The sequence below is a fragment of the Sphingopyxis italica genome, assembly GCF_011926545.1.
GTDB classification, from domain to species: Bacteria; Pseudomonadota; Alphaproteobacteria; order Sphingomonadales; family Sphingomonadaceae; genus Sphingopyxis; species Sphingopyxis italica.
This window is the reverse complement of record NZ_JAATIT010000002.1, coordinates 144,033-158,534: the sequence shown is the minus strand read 5'-3', so window position 1 is coordinate 158,534 and position 14,502 is coordinate 144,033. Positions and strand designations below refer to the sequence as shown.

The window sequence follows — 14,502 nt, the reverse complement described above, 5'->3', positions numbered from 1 at the left end:
CCGTCCTTCTAGCCGCCCCCGCCCTGTGCGCCGGTCTGCTGGATCTGCAAGGTCGATCCGCCGCTTTGTTGAATCTGAAGATCGGACAGGCCATTGCCGTCCTGCGTCCACGCCAGCCGGTTCGCGTCGCCGGTCTGCGTCGCCGACATCATGTTGCCGTCGCCATTCTGCGTCAGGCTCGCCTGATTATCCTGGCCATCCTGCACCAGCGCAAGCGAGTTCGCCTGCCCCGTCTGACTGATCACCGCGGCATTATAGACCGTCCCGTCGTTCGACTGCGAAATACTCACCTGATTGGCGTTCCCGGCCTGGAGAAGGCTGAGGACATTGGCGCCATTCCCGCGCTGCAGAATCGCGGCGAGATTGTCGTCGCCCATCTGGCCGATCTCGGCATAATGATTGCCGCCGTCGCGCTGCCGGACCTCGGCGCGATTATCGTCGCCGTTCTGCGCGATGCGCGCATAGGGTTCCGAGCCATCCTGCTCGATCGACGCCCGGTTGGTCGCACCGATCTGCGCGATAAAGGCGCCGCGATCGTCGGTCGCCGCGATTTCCTCGACGGGGGGTGTCCCGCCGCCGGGTTCGGCAGCCACCGGCGCCGTCGCCACTATCGTTGCGGCTGCTAGCAGCATCAGCTTCCATACGGACAAATCCGGTTTTCCCATTTTCATGAGCAGTTCCACTCGTCGATCATATCATGGTTAACCAAGAACTGCGATGGGCGGGGCAATCCTTTTGAGATTGCCCCGCACCACCATCACATACCCGCCGGTCCCTGGTTGACGACAGCGGAATTGGAGCTGCCGCTCTGTGTCACAGTCGACAGCGAGTTCATGCCGGCCTGGGTAACCGCCGCGACATTGTCGCTTCCGAACTGGTCAATAAGCGATTCATTGCCCGATCCGGACTGCAGAACGGTCGCCGTGTGCCCGTCCCCGCGCTGGAGGATATCGGAGAAGTTGCTGCTTCCCGTCTGCGTCACGTCGGCGACATGATCCGAGCCGAAATTGGCACCCTGATCGATCACCGAGCTGTTTTCCTCGCCGCCCTGGAACACCGTGGCGGTCTGGCCATAGCCGCGCTGCTTGATTTCGGAATCGACGCCAAGTCCGGCCTGGACGACGCTGGCCGAATGGCCCGAGCCGATACTGCCGCCCTGATCGATTTCCGAACGCGCGAACTCGCTGGTGCTGAGCTGTTCGACATAGGCGCTCTGCAGGCTGCCGCGTTGGACGATGCTCGATTGGCCCTGGCGGCCCGACTGGGTCACACCCACAGCGTTGGCATCGACATATTCGCCGGCGCTGTTGCCAAGGCCGGCCTGGTCGATCGTCGAGACGTTGGCGGTGCCATCCTGCAGGACATTGGCCTGATGGCCGCCGACGAAGCCCTGCGTCACGGTCGAGCTGTTGTCCTCGCCCGCCTGCGTGACGATCGCGCCGCTCAGCGCCGTCGACGACTGGGTCACCGTCGATCCGTTGCCGCTGCCCGACTGGGTCACTTCGGCGCCGTTGAACGCGCCGGTCTGGGTCACGGTCGAGCTATTTTCATCGCCCGACTGGGTGACTTCGGCCAGCGTGACGCTGCCGCTTTGGCTGACGGTCGAGGTCAGGTTGGTACCGGTCTGCGAAACGTTCGCCACGGTATCATCGCCCGACTGGTTGATCGTCGACAGATTCTCGTCGCCCGATTGGAAGAGCGTCGCACTGTTGTCCGAACCGCTTTGGTCGACGAACGACACGTTGGTCGGCGCGTTCTCCGGTGTCGCCAGATCGGCGCCGACCTGCGTCACGCTCGCCGAGCCGCTGCTACCCGACTGCGCGATGACCGAAGCGTTGCGCGCGTGCGCACCGCTCTGGTCGACCGTCGCCGATCCGGTACCGCTCTGTCCGATGACCGACGTGTTGTACACGCCAGCCTGCGCGACGTCGGCGCTCGCCGCGGCGCTCTGGTTGATGCTCGAACGGTTGAGGATGCCGTTCTGGTTCACCGTGGCGCTCGCGCCATCGGCCGACTGGTCGATCAACGAGACGTTGTTGAGATACAGCGTCCCACCGCTGCCAAGCGGCGGAGGCGGCGGCAGGTCGCTGCCGTCCCATTCGCGACCGCCGATCCCGTTGACACCGCCGCCCTGCGTGACGCTGGCGGTCGCACCGGCGCTCTGCTGGATGCGCGAGGTGTTGTCGTCGCTTGTCTGGAGCGTCGTCGCAACCGCGCCGGATGCGGTGCCGGTCTGCACGATCGACGAATCATTGCCGTCGCCATTCTGCGTGATCGAGGCAAAGGCCGGAACCGCATCCTGCGTGATCGACGCGACATTGTCGTCGCCATTCTGGCTTACCAGCGCATCGGCAAACACGTCGGGCACGACCGGCGCGCTCGCGGGGTTCCCGTCGCCGGTGCCGTCGGCGCTCTGGCGCACGACCGTCGCGCTGTTCCGGTCGCCCGTCTGACTGACCGCGGCGTTCGAGAAATTGCCGGCCTGATTGATGCTCGACACGTTGTCGTTGCCAAGCTGGAGCACGTCGGCGACGGTGTTGTCGCCCGTCTGGGTGATCACACTGCCGTTGCCGTCACCGAACTGCGTGACGCCAACGAGCGCTGCAGCATCCGCTGAGCCATAATTGCCGTCGGGATCGCCGACCGCGCCATTGACGCCCGACTGCAGCACCACGCTCGTGTTTTCGTCGCCCGTCTGGCTGACGCTGGCTTCGTTGTAGCGCATGCTCTGCTCGATCACCGAGCTGCTCGACCCGTCCTGAAAGACCGACGCATTCTGCGCGCCGCCCGACTGCTGGACGCGCGACTGCGCGGCGCCGCTCGCCTGGATGACGCTGGCGCGTTCGTCGGTGCCAGTCTGGAAGACCTTGCTGTCCGCCAAGTCGGTCGCGGCCTTCTGCTGGACGTTCGCGACGTTGTTGGCGTTAGACTGCTCGACGAGCGAGTCGCTGTTCGCGCCGTCCTGCGCCACGGTGGCCGTCTGGTTGGCGCCGCTTTGCAGCACCGTCGAGCCATTAGTTTGCGCAACGGCGGGCGCTGCAATCGCAAGCGCCGCAACCGATGCGGATGTCAGAATAAGCTTTTTCATGATCAATACCTTTTAAGGCTGTGCTGACCGAGGAGGATCGAAGGGCCGGACAGGCGCCCGGCCCTTCTCATCCCATCACATCGCGGGACCGCCGCTAACGCCCTGCGTAACGGTGGCGCTGTGGCCTGCGCCCGACTGGGTAACCGACGAGGTGTTGCCGCTCGAATATTGCGACACGCTCGCGCTGCTGTCGGTGCCGCTCTGCAGGATCGTCGACACATTGCCCGATCCCGCCTGCAGCACTTCGGCGGTCAGCGACGCGCCATCCTGAGTTACCGACGAGATATTGTCGTCGCCGTTCTGCACCACCGACGCCAGGTTTTCGGCCGACGCACCCGCGATCAGGCTGTTGGTCTGGCTGATCATGCTGTCGTTCCGCGAACCCGACTGGACATTGCTCGCATCCATCAGCCGCGCAGAAATGCTGCTGCTGCCGCCGAACTGCGAAATGCTGCTGACATTGTCGTCGCCGATCTGGCTGATGTCGGCCGTTGCAACGCGCGGATCCGCACCACCCGGAGGATTCGGGGCATTGCCGATCGACTGGCTGATCGTCGCGAGGTTGCTGTCGCCGACCTGCGAAACGAAGGCGTCCGAAAGCTGGCCGCTTTGCGTGACGATGGCGTCGTTCAGGTTGCCCGACTGGTCGATCCCGACCAGCGCCGTATCGTTGCCGGCCGAATTGTCGAAACCGGACTGGACAACATCGGCCTCGTTCTCGTTTCCGCTCTGGTTGACGTTCAAATCGCCCGATGAACCCGTCTGGCTCGCGGTCGTGCGGTTGTTGTTGCCGGACTGGTCGATCAACGCCTGCTGGCTGTTGGTCTGGTAGGGATTGCCCGCGTTGCGTCCCTGCGTCAGATCGGCTTCGTTGCTGTCGCCCGACTGGTTGACCGTCGCGATCGAGTCCACCGAGTTCTGCACGATCGACGAGGTGTTGGCATCGCCCGACTGATCGACGTTGGCGATACCGCCGGCGTCATCCTGCTGCAGCACGGTCGAGAGGTTGGCCGAGCCGCCCTGATTGACCGTGGCGCTCGCATCGCTACCGAGCTGGTCGAGGTCCGACGTGTTGCCGGAACCCGTCTGAATGACGGTCGCCGTATTGGCCGCACCCTGCTGGTTGACATCACTGTTGTTGTCAAAACCGGTCTGCGACACGCTGGCGTCGTTGAAATCGCCGCCGCCCTGGTTGATCACCGAGGCATTGTTATAGGTCGTGTCCGAACCCGGAAGGTTCTGGCCCTGCGTCACGCTGGCGATGTTGTTATTCGACGTCTGGTTGATCGTCGAATCCTGCTCGTCGTCGAACTGGTCCACCGAAGCGATGTTGCTGTCACCCGACTGGCTGACGATCGAATCGTTCGAAAACAGCTGCGTCTGGGTGTTCTGCGATACGGTCACGCTATTGTCGTCGCCCGACTGGTCGATCGTCGAGGTCGAACTCGGCGGAACGAAGCCCTGACCGTAAAGGTCGGCGCCGTCGTCGGTCTGGTTCAAAGTGGCGGTGTTGCCGGCGCCCGATTGGGTGACGAGCGACGTACCGCCAAGGCCCCCGTTCTGGTTAACCGTCGCCGTGTTGTCGGCGTTCGACTGCGTGACCGTCGAAAGGTCGTTGGCACCTGTCTGGTTGACCGTTGCGGACTGCCCGTCACCCGACTGAGTTACGGTGCTGGTGTTGTCTTGGGCAACCGCCGGAGCACCCATCATGAGTGCTGCGGCGGAAACGCTTGCCAAAATTGACTTCTTCATGGTTGCATCACCTTTTCAAAAAGGCGATAACCATCGCGCTACGGCGCAACAGACGCCGAGCTTCACAAAGGTTATCGCAGCCTATACTCGCACGCATCGAAGTTGCCGCTTCTTTGCGTGCCATTCTCCTACGACTTATCGGTCGGGGATCCGCCCGGAGAAATTAAACGAACCCCATTTTAATTCTTGTTCAGGATCCCCCGTCATCCCTCCTCTTGTCTTCGACTATCTTTAGCGCGGACAGCGAACCGGCCTTTTCGACCGCTTCCTGGATATCACGCGCTTCATACTGGCCGTCGCGCTCCTTGCGGTAGTAAGCGAGCATCGGTGACGCGGCCTTCATGTTGTTGAACTGCCATAGGTCCAGTTCAACACCCTCCATCACCAGCCCGTAAACTGCCTTTTCGATCGCCTGCTGGAGCGCGACCTGATCGGGTTCATTGCTTGTGATGCCCCACTCGGCTTCGAGCAGTTCCTTGAACGCGACGAAGCGATAAGCACTCGCTCCGATTGCCTGTGAGGCGATCGTCTTCGACGCGGTGACGGTCGTCAGCACTTCACCGGTACGAACCGACACCGCGCGCAAATAGACCGTCACCGTATCTTGGCGATATTCAGTACGGCCTCCGATGCCCAAGAACGCCGCTCCCGCGCCGCCGGTCACTGTGTTGGTATCATAGCCTACGATGCCGCCCTCAAGCAGGACGCCAGCAAACAGAAGCGCCGGCAGCGCACGCCGATCAGGCTCTTCCTCACCAAGGTAGCGCTTGCGCATCTCGGTGATGATTTGGCGTTCCTTTAGAAGGTTATCTAGGCGTTCGCGCTCGACGATAGTGAACCACTTGCGCTTGCCGGCATCCTGAAGGGCCTTGACGAGCATCGCACCGGCGCCCTGCGTGACCGCGCGCGATAGTGTTTGTCCCGCTTCGGTCGGCTTGAATTGCCCCGTCTGGTCTGTGAAGCCATAGACGGCGATCGCGACCTGGCGCTCAGGCGGCGGCAAGCCGTTGAGAAGCAGCTGCGTCTGTGTCTTTTTCGGAAAGTAGGCAAGGCTAGTGCTCTCTGCGAAAGTGTCACGACCGCTTTTAGAAACGGTCATGCAACCCCCGAGCGACAACGCGCCCAGAGCCATCGCCGCGATCTGGAATCTCCGGTGCATCAGTTCACCTCGACAAACAGCGGGACAACGATCCGGGTCTCTTCCCCGGTATCGTCATTGGTAATGGTCAAGGTGACGGAATCTAGCGATCGAAAGAAGGTGATCGTCTGTCCGCCGAAACTGATGGTACCACTCTCTTGCGGATTTTCACCAAAGATCGCGTCGACGATTTGCGACGATAATGACGACAGAAGACGCGATTGCAACTGTCGCGCAAATATGTCCGCTTGCGATGACGAGCTGGTGGATCGCGGGTCGCGATAGTCGTTCTGCGCGTTAGCCGTGCCGAGGATATGATTGGAGTTAAATGGATTGCCGCCAAACGTCGGGCTGATCGGTTCATGCACAAGATCCTGCGCATGCACCGGGACCGACGCCAACGCTCCCCCAGCCGCCAAAGCAGCAAACATCGAAAATTTACGAATCACACACCCCCGTAGATCCCCCGGATGCAACATTTTTTGCCCCTCATCTGTGTGACATGGGGCCTGCGACTCGTTGCATCAATTAATAAGTTATTAACAAACGAAACAAAACCGATGACCAACCTAAAAAAATTTAGGGTCTCAAGACGGGACAGTCGTTTCGCGAAAACGATCGAATGCCGCCATCGCTCATCCATCTACCTGTTTTTGCTGTATAATCTCAGAGAAGTACGACGATATGTTGACGCCACTTGCGGTTGTGACGTTGGTCAACTGCAAGCCAACTCAAGAAAAATAAACTTTGCATTTGGATTGAGGCCGCGAGTTTTCAACAGCCCCCCCCCCTTCGCCCGGTTCTTCGTGATAATCACAACCCCACGAAGTTAACCCTTCCCGCTGTCACGTCATGGCGTGCCTATGATAGAAGCATAATCATCTCGGAATGCTTGGCCTCCAATGCGCGCTTTCTATGTCGTTGCGAGTTTGGCTGTCGAGGGCTCCTCTATCTTAGCCATTTGTTGATTCGACTATGATACCGGGTTGGACATGGAGCCCGAGCGCGACGCCATTTATTACGAACAGCTAGCCCGTGTCGCTCGCCTGAAAGCGAGCGCGACCGACGATCCATTTCTGGCAGTCCGTCTTCACGAGGCAGCGATCAGGAACGAACGAATGGCACGGAAGCTTCGCCGCGATTCAGCATGATGCCCGAGGGGACGTGGGCCGGTTTTGCGGATGCGCCGCTCACTCTTCCCTATCAACGAATTTGATCTCGCTATCGTCATAAGGGGCCAATCGCGCTCGTCCGAGGAGGGGGCCATATAGAGTCCGCCGCGTGCAGCATCCAAGAAGCGACGCACGGTCAACAGCGCATCTTGAGTTCCGCCGGTGATGAGATCGATGGGCGCTGCTCCCCCGAAAACCCGAGCATCATGTAGCTGAAGAAGCCATGCGACACCTTCTTGGTCGTCGTCGAAAAGCGTCCTCAAGCCTATATGAATCCCGAGGATCGCCGCTTTATGGAGTGGAACTCACAGTCGCGTCTTTGGGGCGCCTAGGAGAGGCTTCGGGCCGGTTTGGAGATCAGTTCCCACATCGCCGCGGGTGAGAGGATTGTGACACCCTTTGGCGCCGTCATATCCAGAAGATCCTTGTCACCGCTGACCAGCCAACGAGCGGAGCCGGCTATTGCCGCAGCGACGAACATATCGTCATCGGGATCGCGGCTGCGCACGGGAGGAGACACCTCTTGAATCTCGACCCATTCGGCGATCGCGCTGAAGTCATGGAGTATCTGGTTGCGGCGTTCGATGGTCAGATACCTGTCGAACTTCGGACGCCAAAGGCGCGTACGAAACTCATCGAACGTCGGTTCGGCGAAGATCAGTCGCGCATGGGCGATTACCCATAATGTCACTTTTGCAGGCGCGGATTCTGCCGACAGGGCAGCGCTAATAAGGACATTGGTATCGAGAACGAACGCGTCACCCTTCATCGGAAAGCAGTCGCGCGAGCTCGTCCTTGGTCAGACCCTTTTCAGCGGCTTCGCGCGCGGTTTCGCCGAGAGTGCGCGCGAGCCTGTCGGCGTAAAAGTCTCGCATGGCAGCATAGTCCTCTGCCGACACCATTACGCCGACGACGCGATTACGCCGGGTCACCCGCACAGGTTCGCGCTGCACACGGTCGATCAGTTCGCCGAAGCGGGTTTTCGCTTCATTGGCCGTGATGGTTTGCATAATTATCTCCATTCGGCAAATCGAGCCAATCGTTCGATTTGAACGGTTCACTTATAGGGATATTCGGAAAGCCCTTCAAGGGAAGCTGTGCAATTCGCCCGAAGGTGTCTCTCGGCGCGGGGGACGGGGAAAAGGCGGGCGGCCTTGGCGGAGCATGTGACCAAATCGAAACACTGTTGTCGAAATCACCGAAGCAAGGCGCCAAATATGTCGTCGTTTGTGTGGTCGTCCAAGGACCGTCTCGTTCAAATGTCCGCAATTCGGTGGATTTCAGCCGATTATGCCGTGTTGAAAAATTCTGGTTTGTGGGATCAGAAACCCAGCGTCGGGGGTTCGAGTCCCTCGCTCCCCCCGGCCTCATCTTCCATGCCGACAAATTTGATCTCGCTATCGTCATCGGGCGGCCAATCCCGCTCATCTGATGTCGGGTACCTGTAGAGCCCGCCGCGTGCGGCATCGATCAAGCGGCGTACGGTGAGAAGAGCATCCTGCGTGCCGCTGATCATAAGATCGATCGGAGGTCCGCCCCCTAAAATGCGCGCATCAGGCGGCGTCCGGAGCCAGGTGACACCTTCATCGTCATCCGCGAAGAGAATTCTAAGCCCTTTATAAATGCCCAAGATCGCTGAAATCCGCATCAGGGCATCGACGCTCAGCGTGATGTCCCGATGCTCGCGAGCTTTCTTGACCCAGCCGCGATAGGTCGACCGGGCCGGATAGCCGAGGATCAGCCGGCGCTGTTCCTCGGTCAGGCTCCAAAGATCGGCAATGGCAAGAAAGGTGCGCAGGCCAGCCCCGCTCAGGCGTCGCCGGTTCGCCGGCGCGAACCGTGCGATAGCAGTCCTTGCGGCGGAGCCAGAGTTCGGGGAACCGGGGTGCTTGTCCATCTCTCACACGTCCGGTGAGATTGACCCGGGCCCGGCATCGGACGCGCCATCGCCTTCTTCAGGCAACGGGATGGTAACGAGCAGCGCGTCACGGATGAGCGCCAGCGCACCGGCGCTGCGGTCATGATCGCGAAGCAGGAATTCTTCATCGATGGCAGGCAGGCCTTCCGGCTCGTAGCCATCGCAATGGACGCGAACCTCGTAGGTTGCGATGCGACCGTTCGAGATATTCGCGGCCGTGATCTCGCCAATTTTGTACTTCCGTTCCTCGCGGCCCCAGGGCCAGACTTCGACCGTCACCACTAGCATCACATTTTCCTTTTCATATTTTCGGTGCAACCCGGCACGTCGCGGGTCAGATTCCATCTGGGTTTAGCGCGTCGAAATCGGCCGCTTGCTTCAACCCGCGCTTGGTCAGCTTGAATGCTGGGCCGCTCGCATCCTGGTCAGGCACGAAATGGAGCACGCGATCGATCAGGCAGGGCCGATATTCGCGGTGCCACACGGGCACGAGGCCGTGGATCCCGATGTCGACAACAACCCGGTTTTTGCCGGTCCCCGGCCGCGCGACATAGACCATCAGCGCGTCGCAGCGAGAAAGGCACATGATGTTCTCGACGGCATGATGATTGCCGACGGCCGAAGCATTGGCTGGAACGATCAGCAGATCGGCATCGGCCGCGATCAGATAGTGCGAGCATTTGACAGGCAAGATCGGCGCTTTCTCGTCGAGCTCGAGCTCGGCGATCCGGACGATAACGAGCGCGGCCCTCAGCGTTTCCATTTCTTCGGCGCGGTCGATGGCGGTGGGGTATTTTGACATATATGATCCAGTCCTTGGCAGCGCTGGCTGGACAGCGGCTGCTTTCCTCTCTTCGCTCCAGCCACAGCTGAGCAGTCTTCTTTCGGGTTTGTTCTCGGCGCCGGTCGTGGCGCGGCGGCAGGCCGTCGGCGCGTCAGATGCCGGCGGTGCATCCTTGATGTGCCTGCCACTCGGCCCACTCCGCAGCGAACATCGCCTTGCCTGCGTCGGCCGCAAACGGCCGGACAAAGTCCGCAAAACCATAAGCTTTGAGTTCGCGCGCCAAGGCCATCAGGTGAACATGCGGCGGATTCGTCGACCCAATCTGGACCGGCAGGTGGAAGGCGGCGATGACGGCGAGATTACGCTCGCGGCAAAGCCGTTCGCGAGCAAATGCGCGCACATCCTCCCAGATGGCATGGATCCGGTCGGCGTCAGGAAAACGGATCGTCATCATAACGAGCAGGTCTTTGAGGCCTTCACAGGCCTGCGCTTCATATTGCTCGCAGAGGCGCTTCGGATCGAGGCAATCGTCATGCGCCATCGGTGGAAGCAGGACGTCCCAGCGGTAGCATGTGGGTTCCCATGGCGCCGCGACGTCGGCCTTGCGTCCCGGCGACAAACGCCGGAGCACCGAGCCGGGCGCGGTCTGGATCGCCCCACTTCCAATCCGACGTCGAACGACCCCGAAAGCAATATGGGGATCGCTGCCGCCTTCGACGGGCACGAAATCGAGTCCCTCAGGCGCGGGTCGTTTTTTCATCGCCATGACCATCCTCCGCGCAGATGCGCGTCGAGATGCGCGTTAGCGCGCTCGATGCCGGCGGTCCGGTCCCAGTCGTCGGCGTATGGCGCGTGCTCGGTCAGAAACAGCCCGTGAGGCAGCAATCGGACCGAGGGTCCGTCGCCCGTCGGCACGATGCAGCTGTCCCCCGCGAGACCGCGGAACAGCCGATAGCCCTGAAGCCATCGAAGATCGGCGTCGCCCGGAAGAACGAGGTCGATGGTGACATCGTTGGCCGACTGGCCCTGCGAATGCCGCAGCAGCACGACCGGATGCCGGGCCGCGATCGCTTCGGCTTCCATCTCGCCGAGGAACAGGGGCGAGGCGCAAGCCGTTGCCCGCACTATGACGCCGGGCGTCTCGATGAACAGGCTGTCGGCAAGCAGCCCAGCCATATTCAGCACATCGCGGCTCGCGCGGCTGTGCATTAGCGATGCCAGGTAGCGCATGAGCTTGATGTCGGTTCTCGTCGCGGTCGGTAGCGGGACGCTGCCCTTGATCACGAGACCGAACATGCTTGGGTGCGGCTCGATCATGAGATCGATTGCGCTACCCGGCGAATTTATCATCGTCATTGGACTTACTCGTGTTGCACGAGCCCGGGGGCCGGGGCTCTCGGCAGCCCCAGCGCCAGATGTTTTCATCCTTCCCGCAGGGCCAGCCTGCGCCTTCTCTTCCGTTGAAACTTCGGTGCGTGATCGCGCCGCGCCACTCTCATCGTCCCTCGATGCAGGACAATCTTCGACAGGGCGATTTCGGGGCGCCAAGAGCGCACTGCACCAATTTGGATCAAATAGCCGAAATAGCTGCGAACCCGTTTTCTTCGCCGTAACCAATTCTATCTAAGTGCGCCCACCTTGATTGATTTCGGGGAGGGGTAACAATGTATCGGAATATTGCAGGGATCGTCCTGTTCAGCATGGCGCTGACTGTAACCGGCCAGGCTGCCGCGAAGGAAAAGTTCGTCGTTCAGCCGGTGCAAGTCGGCGCGGAAACTGTTCGCTACGAGCAGGGCGTTGCGACGGTCGAGCTGTTCAACCGCCAGGGTTCTGTTCAAATTCAGCCGCTGCCCGTCGACCATGGCAGCCTCGCCTTCTACGTCGGCGTATATAATGCGGGCCATGTGCCCGCGAATATCGACATCTCGAACTTCTCGATCAGGGCCGGCGACCAAACCCTGGCTGTCTTTTCGCGGCAGGAGCTCGAAAAGAAAGCAAAGAACCGTGCGATGTGGACGCAGATCGGCCTTGCGGCGCTCGGCGGGCTTGCCGCGGCAGGCGCTGCCAGCCAGCGCGATACCTATCACAGCACATTCTATACGCCGCGGGCCACCTATCATGGCTATTACAGCGCACCGAGCGTCGCCGGCCAGATCCAGGCTACCGCCATCACCGCGGGTACCGGCTATGCGATCTATAATGTGCAGCAACGCCTCGACCGGACGCGCGCCGAACTCGCAAACTCGGTCGTCCAGCTTTCGACCGTCGATCCCGACGACAGCTATGGCGGCAAGATCGTCCTAGCCAAGATCAAGGACAAGAAGCTGCCGAAGGTCGTGACGATCGACCTGGACTGGAATGGCGAGCGCTATCCCTTCTCGTTCCGGCTGGTGAAGCCGGGGACGCCCGCACCGGCGTTCACGATCACGCAGGCGGTCGTCACTGCGCCCGCGGCACCAGAAGCAGCCGCGACCGATGTCGGCATTCCGATGGCGTCTGTCACACCTGCCGCGCCCGTCGATCTGTCCGCGGAAGTGGCGAGGACTGCGCGCGATACGTCGACGCCGTTGGCGTTCATGGACAAAACCACGGTGTCGAAGATCGAAGCGCAAGGCGATCGCCTCATGCTCACGGCGTTGGTCGATCAGAAGGGCGCGATACTCACAGACAGCGGGCGCCGGCAGTTGGTTCGCAAGATCTGCGAAACCAATGGCCCTCTCCTCGGCGCGGGTGCCACGGTCCATCTCGACCTGTTCGAAAAGGGTCAGGCGAAGGGTTCGGCTTTTGGTTCGGTGACGGCGACACGCCGCGATTGCATGATCTGAGCAGGCTTGGAATAGAGGCGTCATGATATCCGCAGCTCTATTCCTCGCCTCGATCGTCCCGTCGGGCCAGTCGTTCGACTGCACTCCTACCGCCGTATGGGATGGCGATGGCCCGATCTGGTGCGCCGAGGGGCCGCATGTCCGGCTGTCGGGCATTGCGGCTCGCGAAATGGACGGGACGTGCAGCCCCGGTCATCCTTGCGCCGCCGCCGATCCCCGCGCGGCTCGCGATCATCTGGTCGGCCTGGTCGGCAAGCGCACGGGCACGCGCTCAACCGGGCATATCACGGTCACCGGCCCGACGATGCGGTGTCGTTCAGCAGGTGGCGCCGGCGGCAATCGCACTGCCGTCTTTTGCGTCTCGCCGCAATCGGGCGACATCTCCTGCGCGATGGTTCGCGACGGCTATGCGGCCCGCTGGGATCGGTACTGGCGGGGGCATCGCTGCGAGTGAGGCGTGAGCCAAAGTGGAAAGCCCGGGCTCACATGCTTGAGTTCTGGGCGGTGACCGCGGTCGTCTTCGGCTCGCTTGTTGCCGGGATCCTGTCGGCCGTGCGATGTCTGCTCGGATGATGACATCCGAGCGTGAGCTGTGGGTCTGCGCCCTTGCCGTCGAGAAACAGCATGGCGAACAGGCGGGTGTCTGGATCGCCGAGCGCATCGGTGCATTGGCCCTCGCGGGCGATGGCGAAGGCGTCGCGCGCTGGAAGGCGATCGCCGAGAAGCTGTCCTTGCTGTGGACCGGAGAGCGCCCGCTGTCGATGTGACGGATCGGTCGAGGTTGGGCCCAGCATCAACCGTCGACTGTTCCCAGGATGATTAGCTGCGCGGATTGCAAACCGACACGCTCCGCGCCATTCTTCCCCGGATTTATTCGGTCCGGGAGAGAAATTTGGCGAAATATGATCCTCTCGCGGACTATCTGGCGCGCAGCGACAAAGTGCGCGTGTCGCTGACATTCGATCAGATCGGAGAATTGGTCGGCGGCCTGCCGCCCACCGCTTATGAAAAGAATGAATGGTGGGCGAATGAGGACGTTCGAACGACGCGCCATGCGCAATGCAAATCCTGGCAACGGGCCGGCTACAAGGTCTCGGTCGATCGGTGCGCCCGGATCGCGACCTTCGCGAGGACAGCGTGACCCAAGCGTCGCTTTTTGAACCCGGCCGCTTGCGCGCTGGCTGCTATAATGTTCGTCGTAGTGATCGCGTATGAGCGCGGTCGTTGGTCAAGGGGAGGAAGCAGACGATGGCAGGAAAACGATCGACCGAAGATAAATATGCAATGGCGGGGATTTTCGTGGGCATGGGTGTCGCCGCGGTTGCCGCGATCCTCTTCGCCTCGCATTCCAGCACGATTGTCCGCTATCTGATCATGGCATCGGGGCTTTTGATTGGCTGGCTCGTGGGGCGCTCGATTGGCAGACGCAAAAGCCAAGGCGAATAACCGTCATCCCTTCTGCAGTCGCCGGGGGGGGCAGCACATGTCGCTTGCCGCACACCGTTTATGTAACCGTGTTCTGAAGGCCGCCTTGCAGGAAACTGTTGCGGGATGCTGAGAGCCGCTCTTTGCGAGGAGCGCTGATAGACGAGGATATCGGAGCGACGGCGGCGAGTGCTCTTGTGACCGGTCATATGAGTGATCGTATGAGCAGTCGGATCGCGGTCGTTGGAGGTCGTCGTGGTTGGTAAGTGGAACAGAAGCTGGCGATCTCGCGCGAGGCGTTCGGCCCCGACGGATCGGCCTCGGCGACCTGCGAGCGGCACGTCATCGGCAGCGGGATGCTCTATACGTGGCGTCGGCAGGCACTAGCGGCGATCTGACG

Annotated in this window: 19 protein-coding genes; 6 read left to right on the top strand and 13 right to left on the bottom strand. The window is 61.2% G+C overall.

Annotation, left to right across the window (positions count from 1 at the left end; translation table 11 throughout):
• Nucleotides 1-8: 8 nt before the first annotated feature.
• The 13 genes from GGR90_RS08410 to GGR90_RS08350 all read right to left on the bottom strand — a co-directional run bounded on the left by GGR90_RS08410 (nt 9) and on the right by GGR90_RS08350 (nt 11,208).
• The gene (locus GGR90_RS08410; RefSeq protein ID WP_167921003.1) at nt 9-650 is read right to left on the bottom strand and encodes a hypothetical protein; all 642 of its coding nucleotides are present in this window, start codon (nt 648-650) and stop codon (nt 9-11) included.
• Between the two features lie 107 nt (nt 651-757).
• A complete protein-coding gene (locus GGR90_RS08405) occupies nt 758-3,088 on the bottom strand; it encodes a beta strand repeat-containing protein (protein ID WP_167921002.1) in 2,331 nt (776 codons plus the stop codon).
• A gap of 75 nt (nt 3,089-3,163) precedes the next feature.
• Entirely contained in the window at nt 3,164-4,795 is a 1,632-nt protein-coding gene (locus GGR90_RS08400) for a beta strand repeat-containing protein (RefSeq protein ID WP_209023656.1), read from the bottom strand.
• Nucleotides 4,796-5,030: 235 nt separating this feature from the next.
• Nucleotides 5,031-5,999 carry a CsgG/HfaB family protein gene (locus GGR90_RS08395; RefSeq protein ID WP_167921000.1) on the bottom strand — a complete coding sequence of 323 codons (969 nt, stop codon included), beginning with the start codon at nt 5,997-5,999 and terminating at the stop codon, nt 5,031-5,033.
• Nucleotides 5,999-6,457 carry a curli assembly protein CsgF gene (locus GGR90_RS08390; RefSeq protein ID WP_245198540.1) on the bottom strand — a complete coding sequence of 153 codons (459 nt, stop codon included), beginning with the start codon at nt 6,455-6,457 and terminating at the stop codon, nt 5,999-6,001. Before GGR90_RS08390 ends, GGR90_RS08395 begins: the two co-directional genes overlap by 1 nt.
• A gap of 611 nt (nt 6,458-7,068) precedes the next feature.
• Entirely contained in the window at nt 7,069-7,413 is a 345-nt protein-coding gene (locus tag GGR90_RS19760; RefSeq protein WP_209023655.1) for an antitoxin Xre/MbcA/ParS toxin-binding domain-containing protein, read from the bottom strand.
• A 65-nt stretch (nt 7,414-7,478) separates the two neighbouring features.
• Nucleotides 7,479-7,919: a putative toxin-antitoxin system toxin component, PIN family gene (locus GGR90_RS08380; protein WP_167920999.1), complete on the bottom strand. Its 441-nt coding sequence runs from the start codon at nt 7,917-7,919 to the stop codon at nt 7,479-7,481.
• A complete protein-coding gene (locus tag GGR90_RS08375; RefSeq protein WP_167920998.1) occupies nt 7,909-8,160 on the bottom strand; it encodes a type II toxin-antitoxin system prevent-host-death family antitoxin in 252 nt (83 codons plus the stop codon). Before GGR90_RS08375 ends, GGR90_RS08380 begins: the two co-directional genes overlap by 11 nt.
• A gap of 311 nt (nt 8,161-8,471) precedes the next feature.
• Nucleotides 8,472-9,047 (bottom strand): MbcA/ParS/Xre antitoxin family protein, encoded by a 576-nt coding sequence (locus GGR90_RS08370; RefSeq protein ID WP_167920997.1) that lies wholly within the window; start codon nt 9,045-9,047, stop codon nt 8,472-8,474.
• Nucleotides 9,048-9,050: 3 nt separating this feature from the next.
• Nucleotides 9,051-9,413: a hypothetical protein gene (locus GGR90_RS08365; RefSeq protein WP_167920996.1), complete on the bottom strand. Its 363-nt coding sequence runs from the start codon at nt 9,411-9,413 to the stop codon at nt 9,051-9,053.
• On the bottom strand, nt 9,403-9,870 hold the full coding sequence (locus tag GGR90_RS08360; protein ID WP_167920995.1) for a hypothetical protein: 468 nt from the start codon (nt 9,868-9,870) through the stop codon (nt 9,403-9,405). The genes GGR90_RS08365 and GGR90_RS08360 overlap by 11 nt, the downstream gene beginning before the upstream one ends.
• A gap of 133 nt (nt 9,871-10,003) precedes the next feature.
• Nucleotides 10,004-10,624, bottom strand: coding sequence for a hypothetical protein (locus tag GGR90_RS08355; RefSeq protein ID WP_167920994.1), 621 nt, complete (start codon nt 10,622-10,624; stop codon nt 10,004-10,006).
• The gene (locus tag GGR90_RS08350) at nt 10,609-11,208 is read right to left on the bottom strand and encodes a hypothetical protein (RefSeq protein ID WP_167920993.1); all 600 of its coding nucleotides are present in this window, start codon (nt 11,206-11,208) and stop codon (nt 10,609-10,611) included. The genes GGR90_RS08355 and GGR90_RS08350 overlap by 16 nt, the downstream gene beginning before the upstream one ends.
• Before the next feature lie 308 nt (nt 11,209-11,516).
• Here GGR90_RS08350 and GGR90_RS08345 point away from each other — a divergent pair, with 308 nt between their 5' ends.
• The 6 genes from GGR90_RS08345 to GGR90_RS19445 all read left to right on the top strand — a co-directional run bounded on the left by GGR90_RS08345 (nt 11,517) and on the right by GGR90_RS19445 (nt 14,500).
• Nucleotides 11,517-12,677 carry a hypothetical protein gene (locus tag GGR90_RS08345; RefSeq protein ID WP_167920992.1) on the top strand — a complete coding sequence of 387 codons (1,161 nt, stop codon included), beginning with the start codon at nt 11,517-11,519 and terminating at the stop codon, nt 12,675-12,677.
• 22 nt (nt 12,678-12,699) lie between these two features.
• Complete coding sequence (locus GGR90_RS08340) at nt 12,700-13,131, top strand: hypothetical protein (RefSeq protein ID WP_167920991.1); 432 nt, start codon at nt 12,700-12,702, stop codon at nt 13,129-13,131.
• Nucleotides 13,132-13,246: 115 nt separating this feature from the next.
• Nucleotides 13,247-13,444, top strand: a complete 198-nt coding sequence (locus GGR90_RS08335) for a DUF6961 family protein (RefSeq protein WP_342449917.1) — start codon at nt 13,247-13,249, stop codon at nt 13,442-13,444.
• A gap of 125 nt (nt 13,445-13,569) precedes the next feature.
• On the top strand, nt 13,570-13,818 hold the full coding sequence (locus tag GGR90_RS08330; protein ID WP_167920990.1) for a DUF7662 domain-containing protein: 249 nt from the start codon (nt 13,570-13,572) through the stop codon (nt 13,816-13,818).
• Nucleotides 13,819-13,925: 107 nt separating this feature from the next.
• Nucleotides 13,926-14,123: a hypothetical protein gene (locus GGR90_RS08325; RefSeq protein ID WP_167920989.1), complete on the top strand. Its 198-nt coding sequence runs from the start codon at nt 13,926-13,928 to the stop codon at nt 14,121-14,123.
• Nucleotides 14,124-14,368: 245 nt separating this feature from the next.
• On the top strand, nt 14,369-14,500 hold the full coding sequence (locus GGR90_RS19445) for a transposase (protein ID WP_167920988.1): 132 nt from the start codon (nt 14,369-14,371) through the stop codon (nt 14,498-14,500).
• Nucleotides 14,501-14,502 lie beyond the last annotated feature (2 nt).

What these genes read in the sequence shown, in the direction of transcription:
- GGR90_RS08340 (WP_167920991.1), top strand. Translation starts at nt 12,700, where the DNA reads ATGATATCCGCAGCTCTATTCCTCGCCTCGATCGTCCCGTCGGGCCAG.
- GGR90_RS08390 (WP_245198540.1), bottom strand. Translation starts at nt 6,457, where the DNA reads ATGTTGCATCCGGGGGATCTACGGGGGTGTGTGATTCGTAAATTTTCG.
- GGR90_RS08395 (WP_167921000.1), bottom strand. Translation starts at nt 5,999, where the DNA reads ATGCACCGGAGATTCCAGATCGCGGCGATGGCTCTGGGCGCGTTGTCG.
- GGR90_RS08355 (WP_167920994.1), bottom strand. Translation starts at nt 10,624, where the DNA reads ATGGTCATGGCGATGAAAAAACGACCCGCGCCTGAGGGACTCGATTTC.
- GGR90_RS08365 (WP_167920996.1), bottom strand. Translation starts at nt 9,413, where the DNA reads ATGGAATCTGACCCGCGACGTGCCGGGTTGCACCGAAAATATGAAAAG.
- GGR90_RS08350 (WP_167920993.1), bottom strand. Translation starts at nt 11,208, where the DNA reads ATGACGATGATAAATTCGCCGGGTAGCGCAATCGATCTCATGATCGAG.
- GGR90_RS08360 (WP_167920995.1), bottom strand. Translation starts at nt 9,870, where the DNA reads ATGTCAAAATACCCCACCGCCATCGACCGCGCCGAAGAAATGGAAACG.
- GGR90_RS08335 (WP_342449917.1), top strand. Translation starts at nt 13,247, where the DNA reads ATGATGACATCCGAGCGTGAGCTGTGGGTCTGCGCCCTTGCCGTCGAG.
- GGR90_RS08380 (WP_167920999.1), bottom strand. Translation starts at nt 7,919, where the DNA reads ATGAAGGGTGACGCGTTCGTTCTCGATACCAATGTCCTTATTAGCGCT.
- GGR90_RS08400 (WP_209023656.1), bottom strand. Translation starts at nt 4,795, where the DNA reads ATGGGTGCTCCGGCGGTTGCCCAAGACAACACCAGCACCGTAACTCAG.
- GGR90_RS08345 (WP_167920992.1), top strand. Translation starts at nt 11,517, where the DNA reads ATGTATCGGAATATTGCAGGGATCGTCCTGTTCAGCATGGCGCTGACT.
- GGR90_RS08375 (WP_167920998.1), bottom strand. Translation starts at nt 8,160, where the DNA reads ATGCAAACCATCACGGCCAATGAAGCGAAAACCCGCTTCGGCGAACTG.
- GGR90_RS08325 (WP_167920989.1), top strand. Translation starts at nt 13,926, where the DNA reads ATGGCAGGAAAACGATCGACCGAAGATAAATATGCAATGGCGGGGATT.
- GGR90_RS08405 (WP_167921002.1), bottom strand. Translation starts at nt 3,088, where the DNA reads ATGAAAAAGCTTATTCTGACATCCGCATCGGTTGCGGCGCTTGCGATT.
- GGR90_RS08370 (WP_167920997.1), bottom strand. Translation starts at nt 9,047, where the DNA reads ATGGACAAGCACCCCGGTTCCCCGAACTCTGGCTCCGCCGCAAGGACT.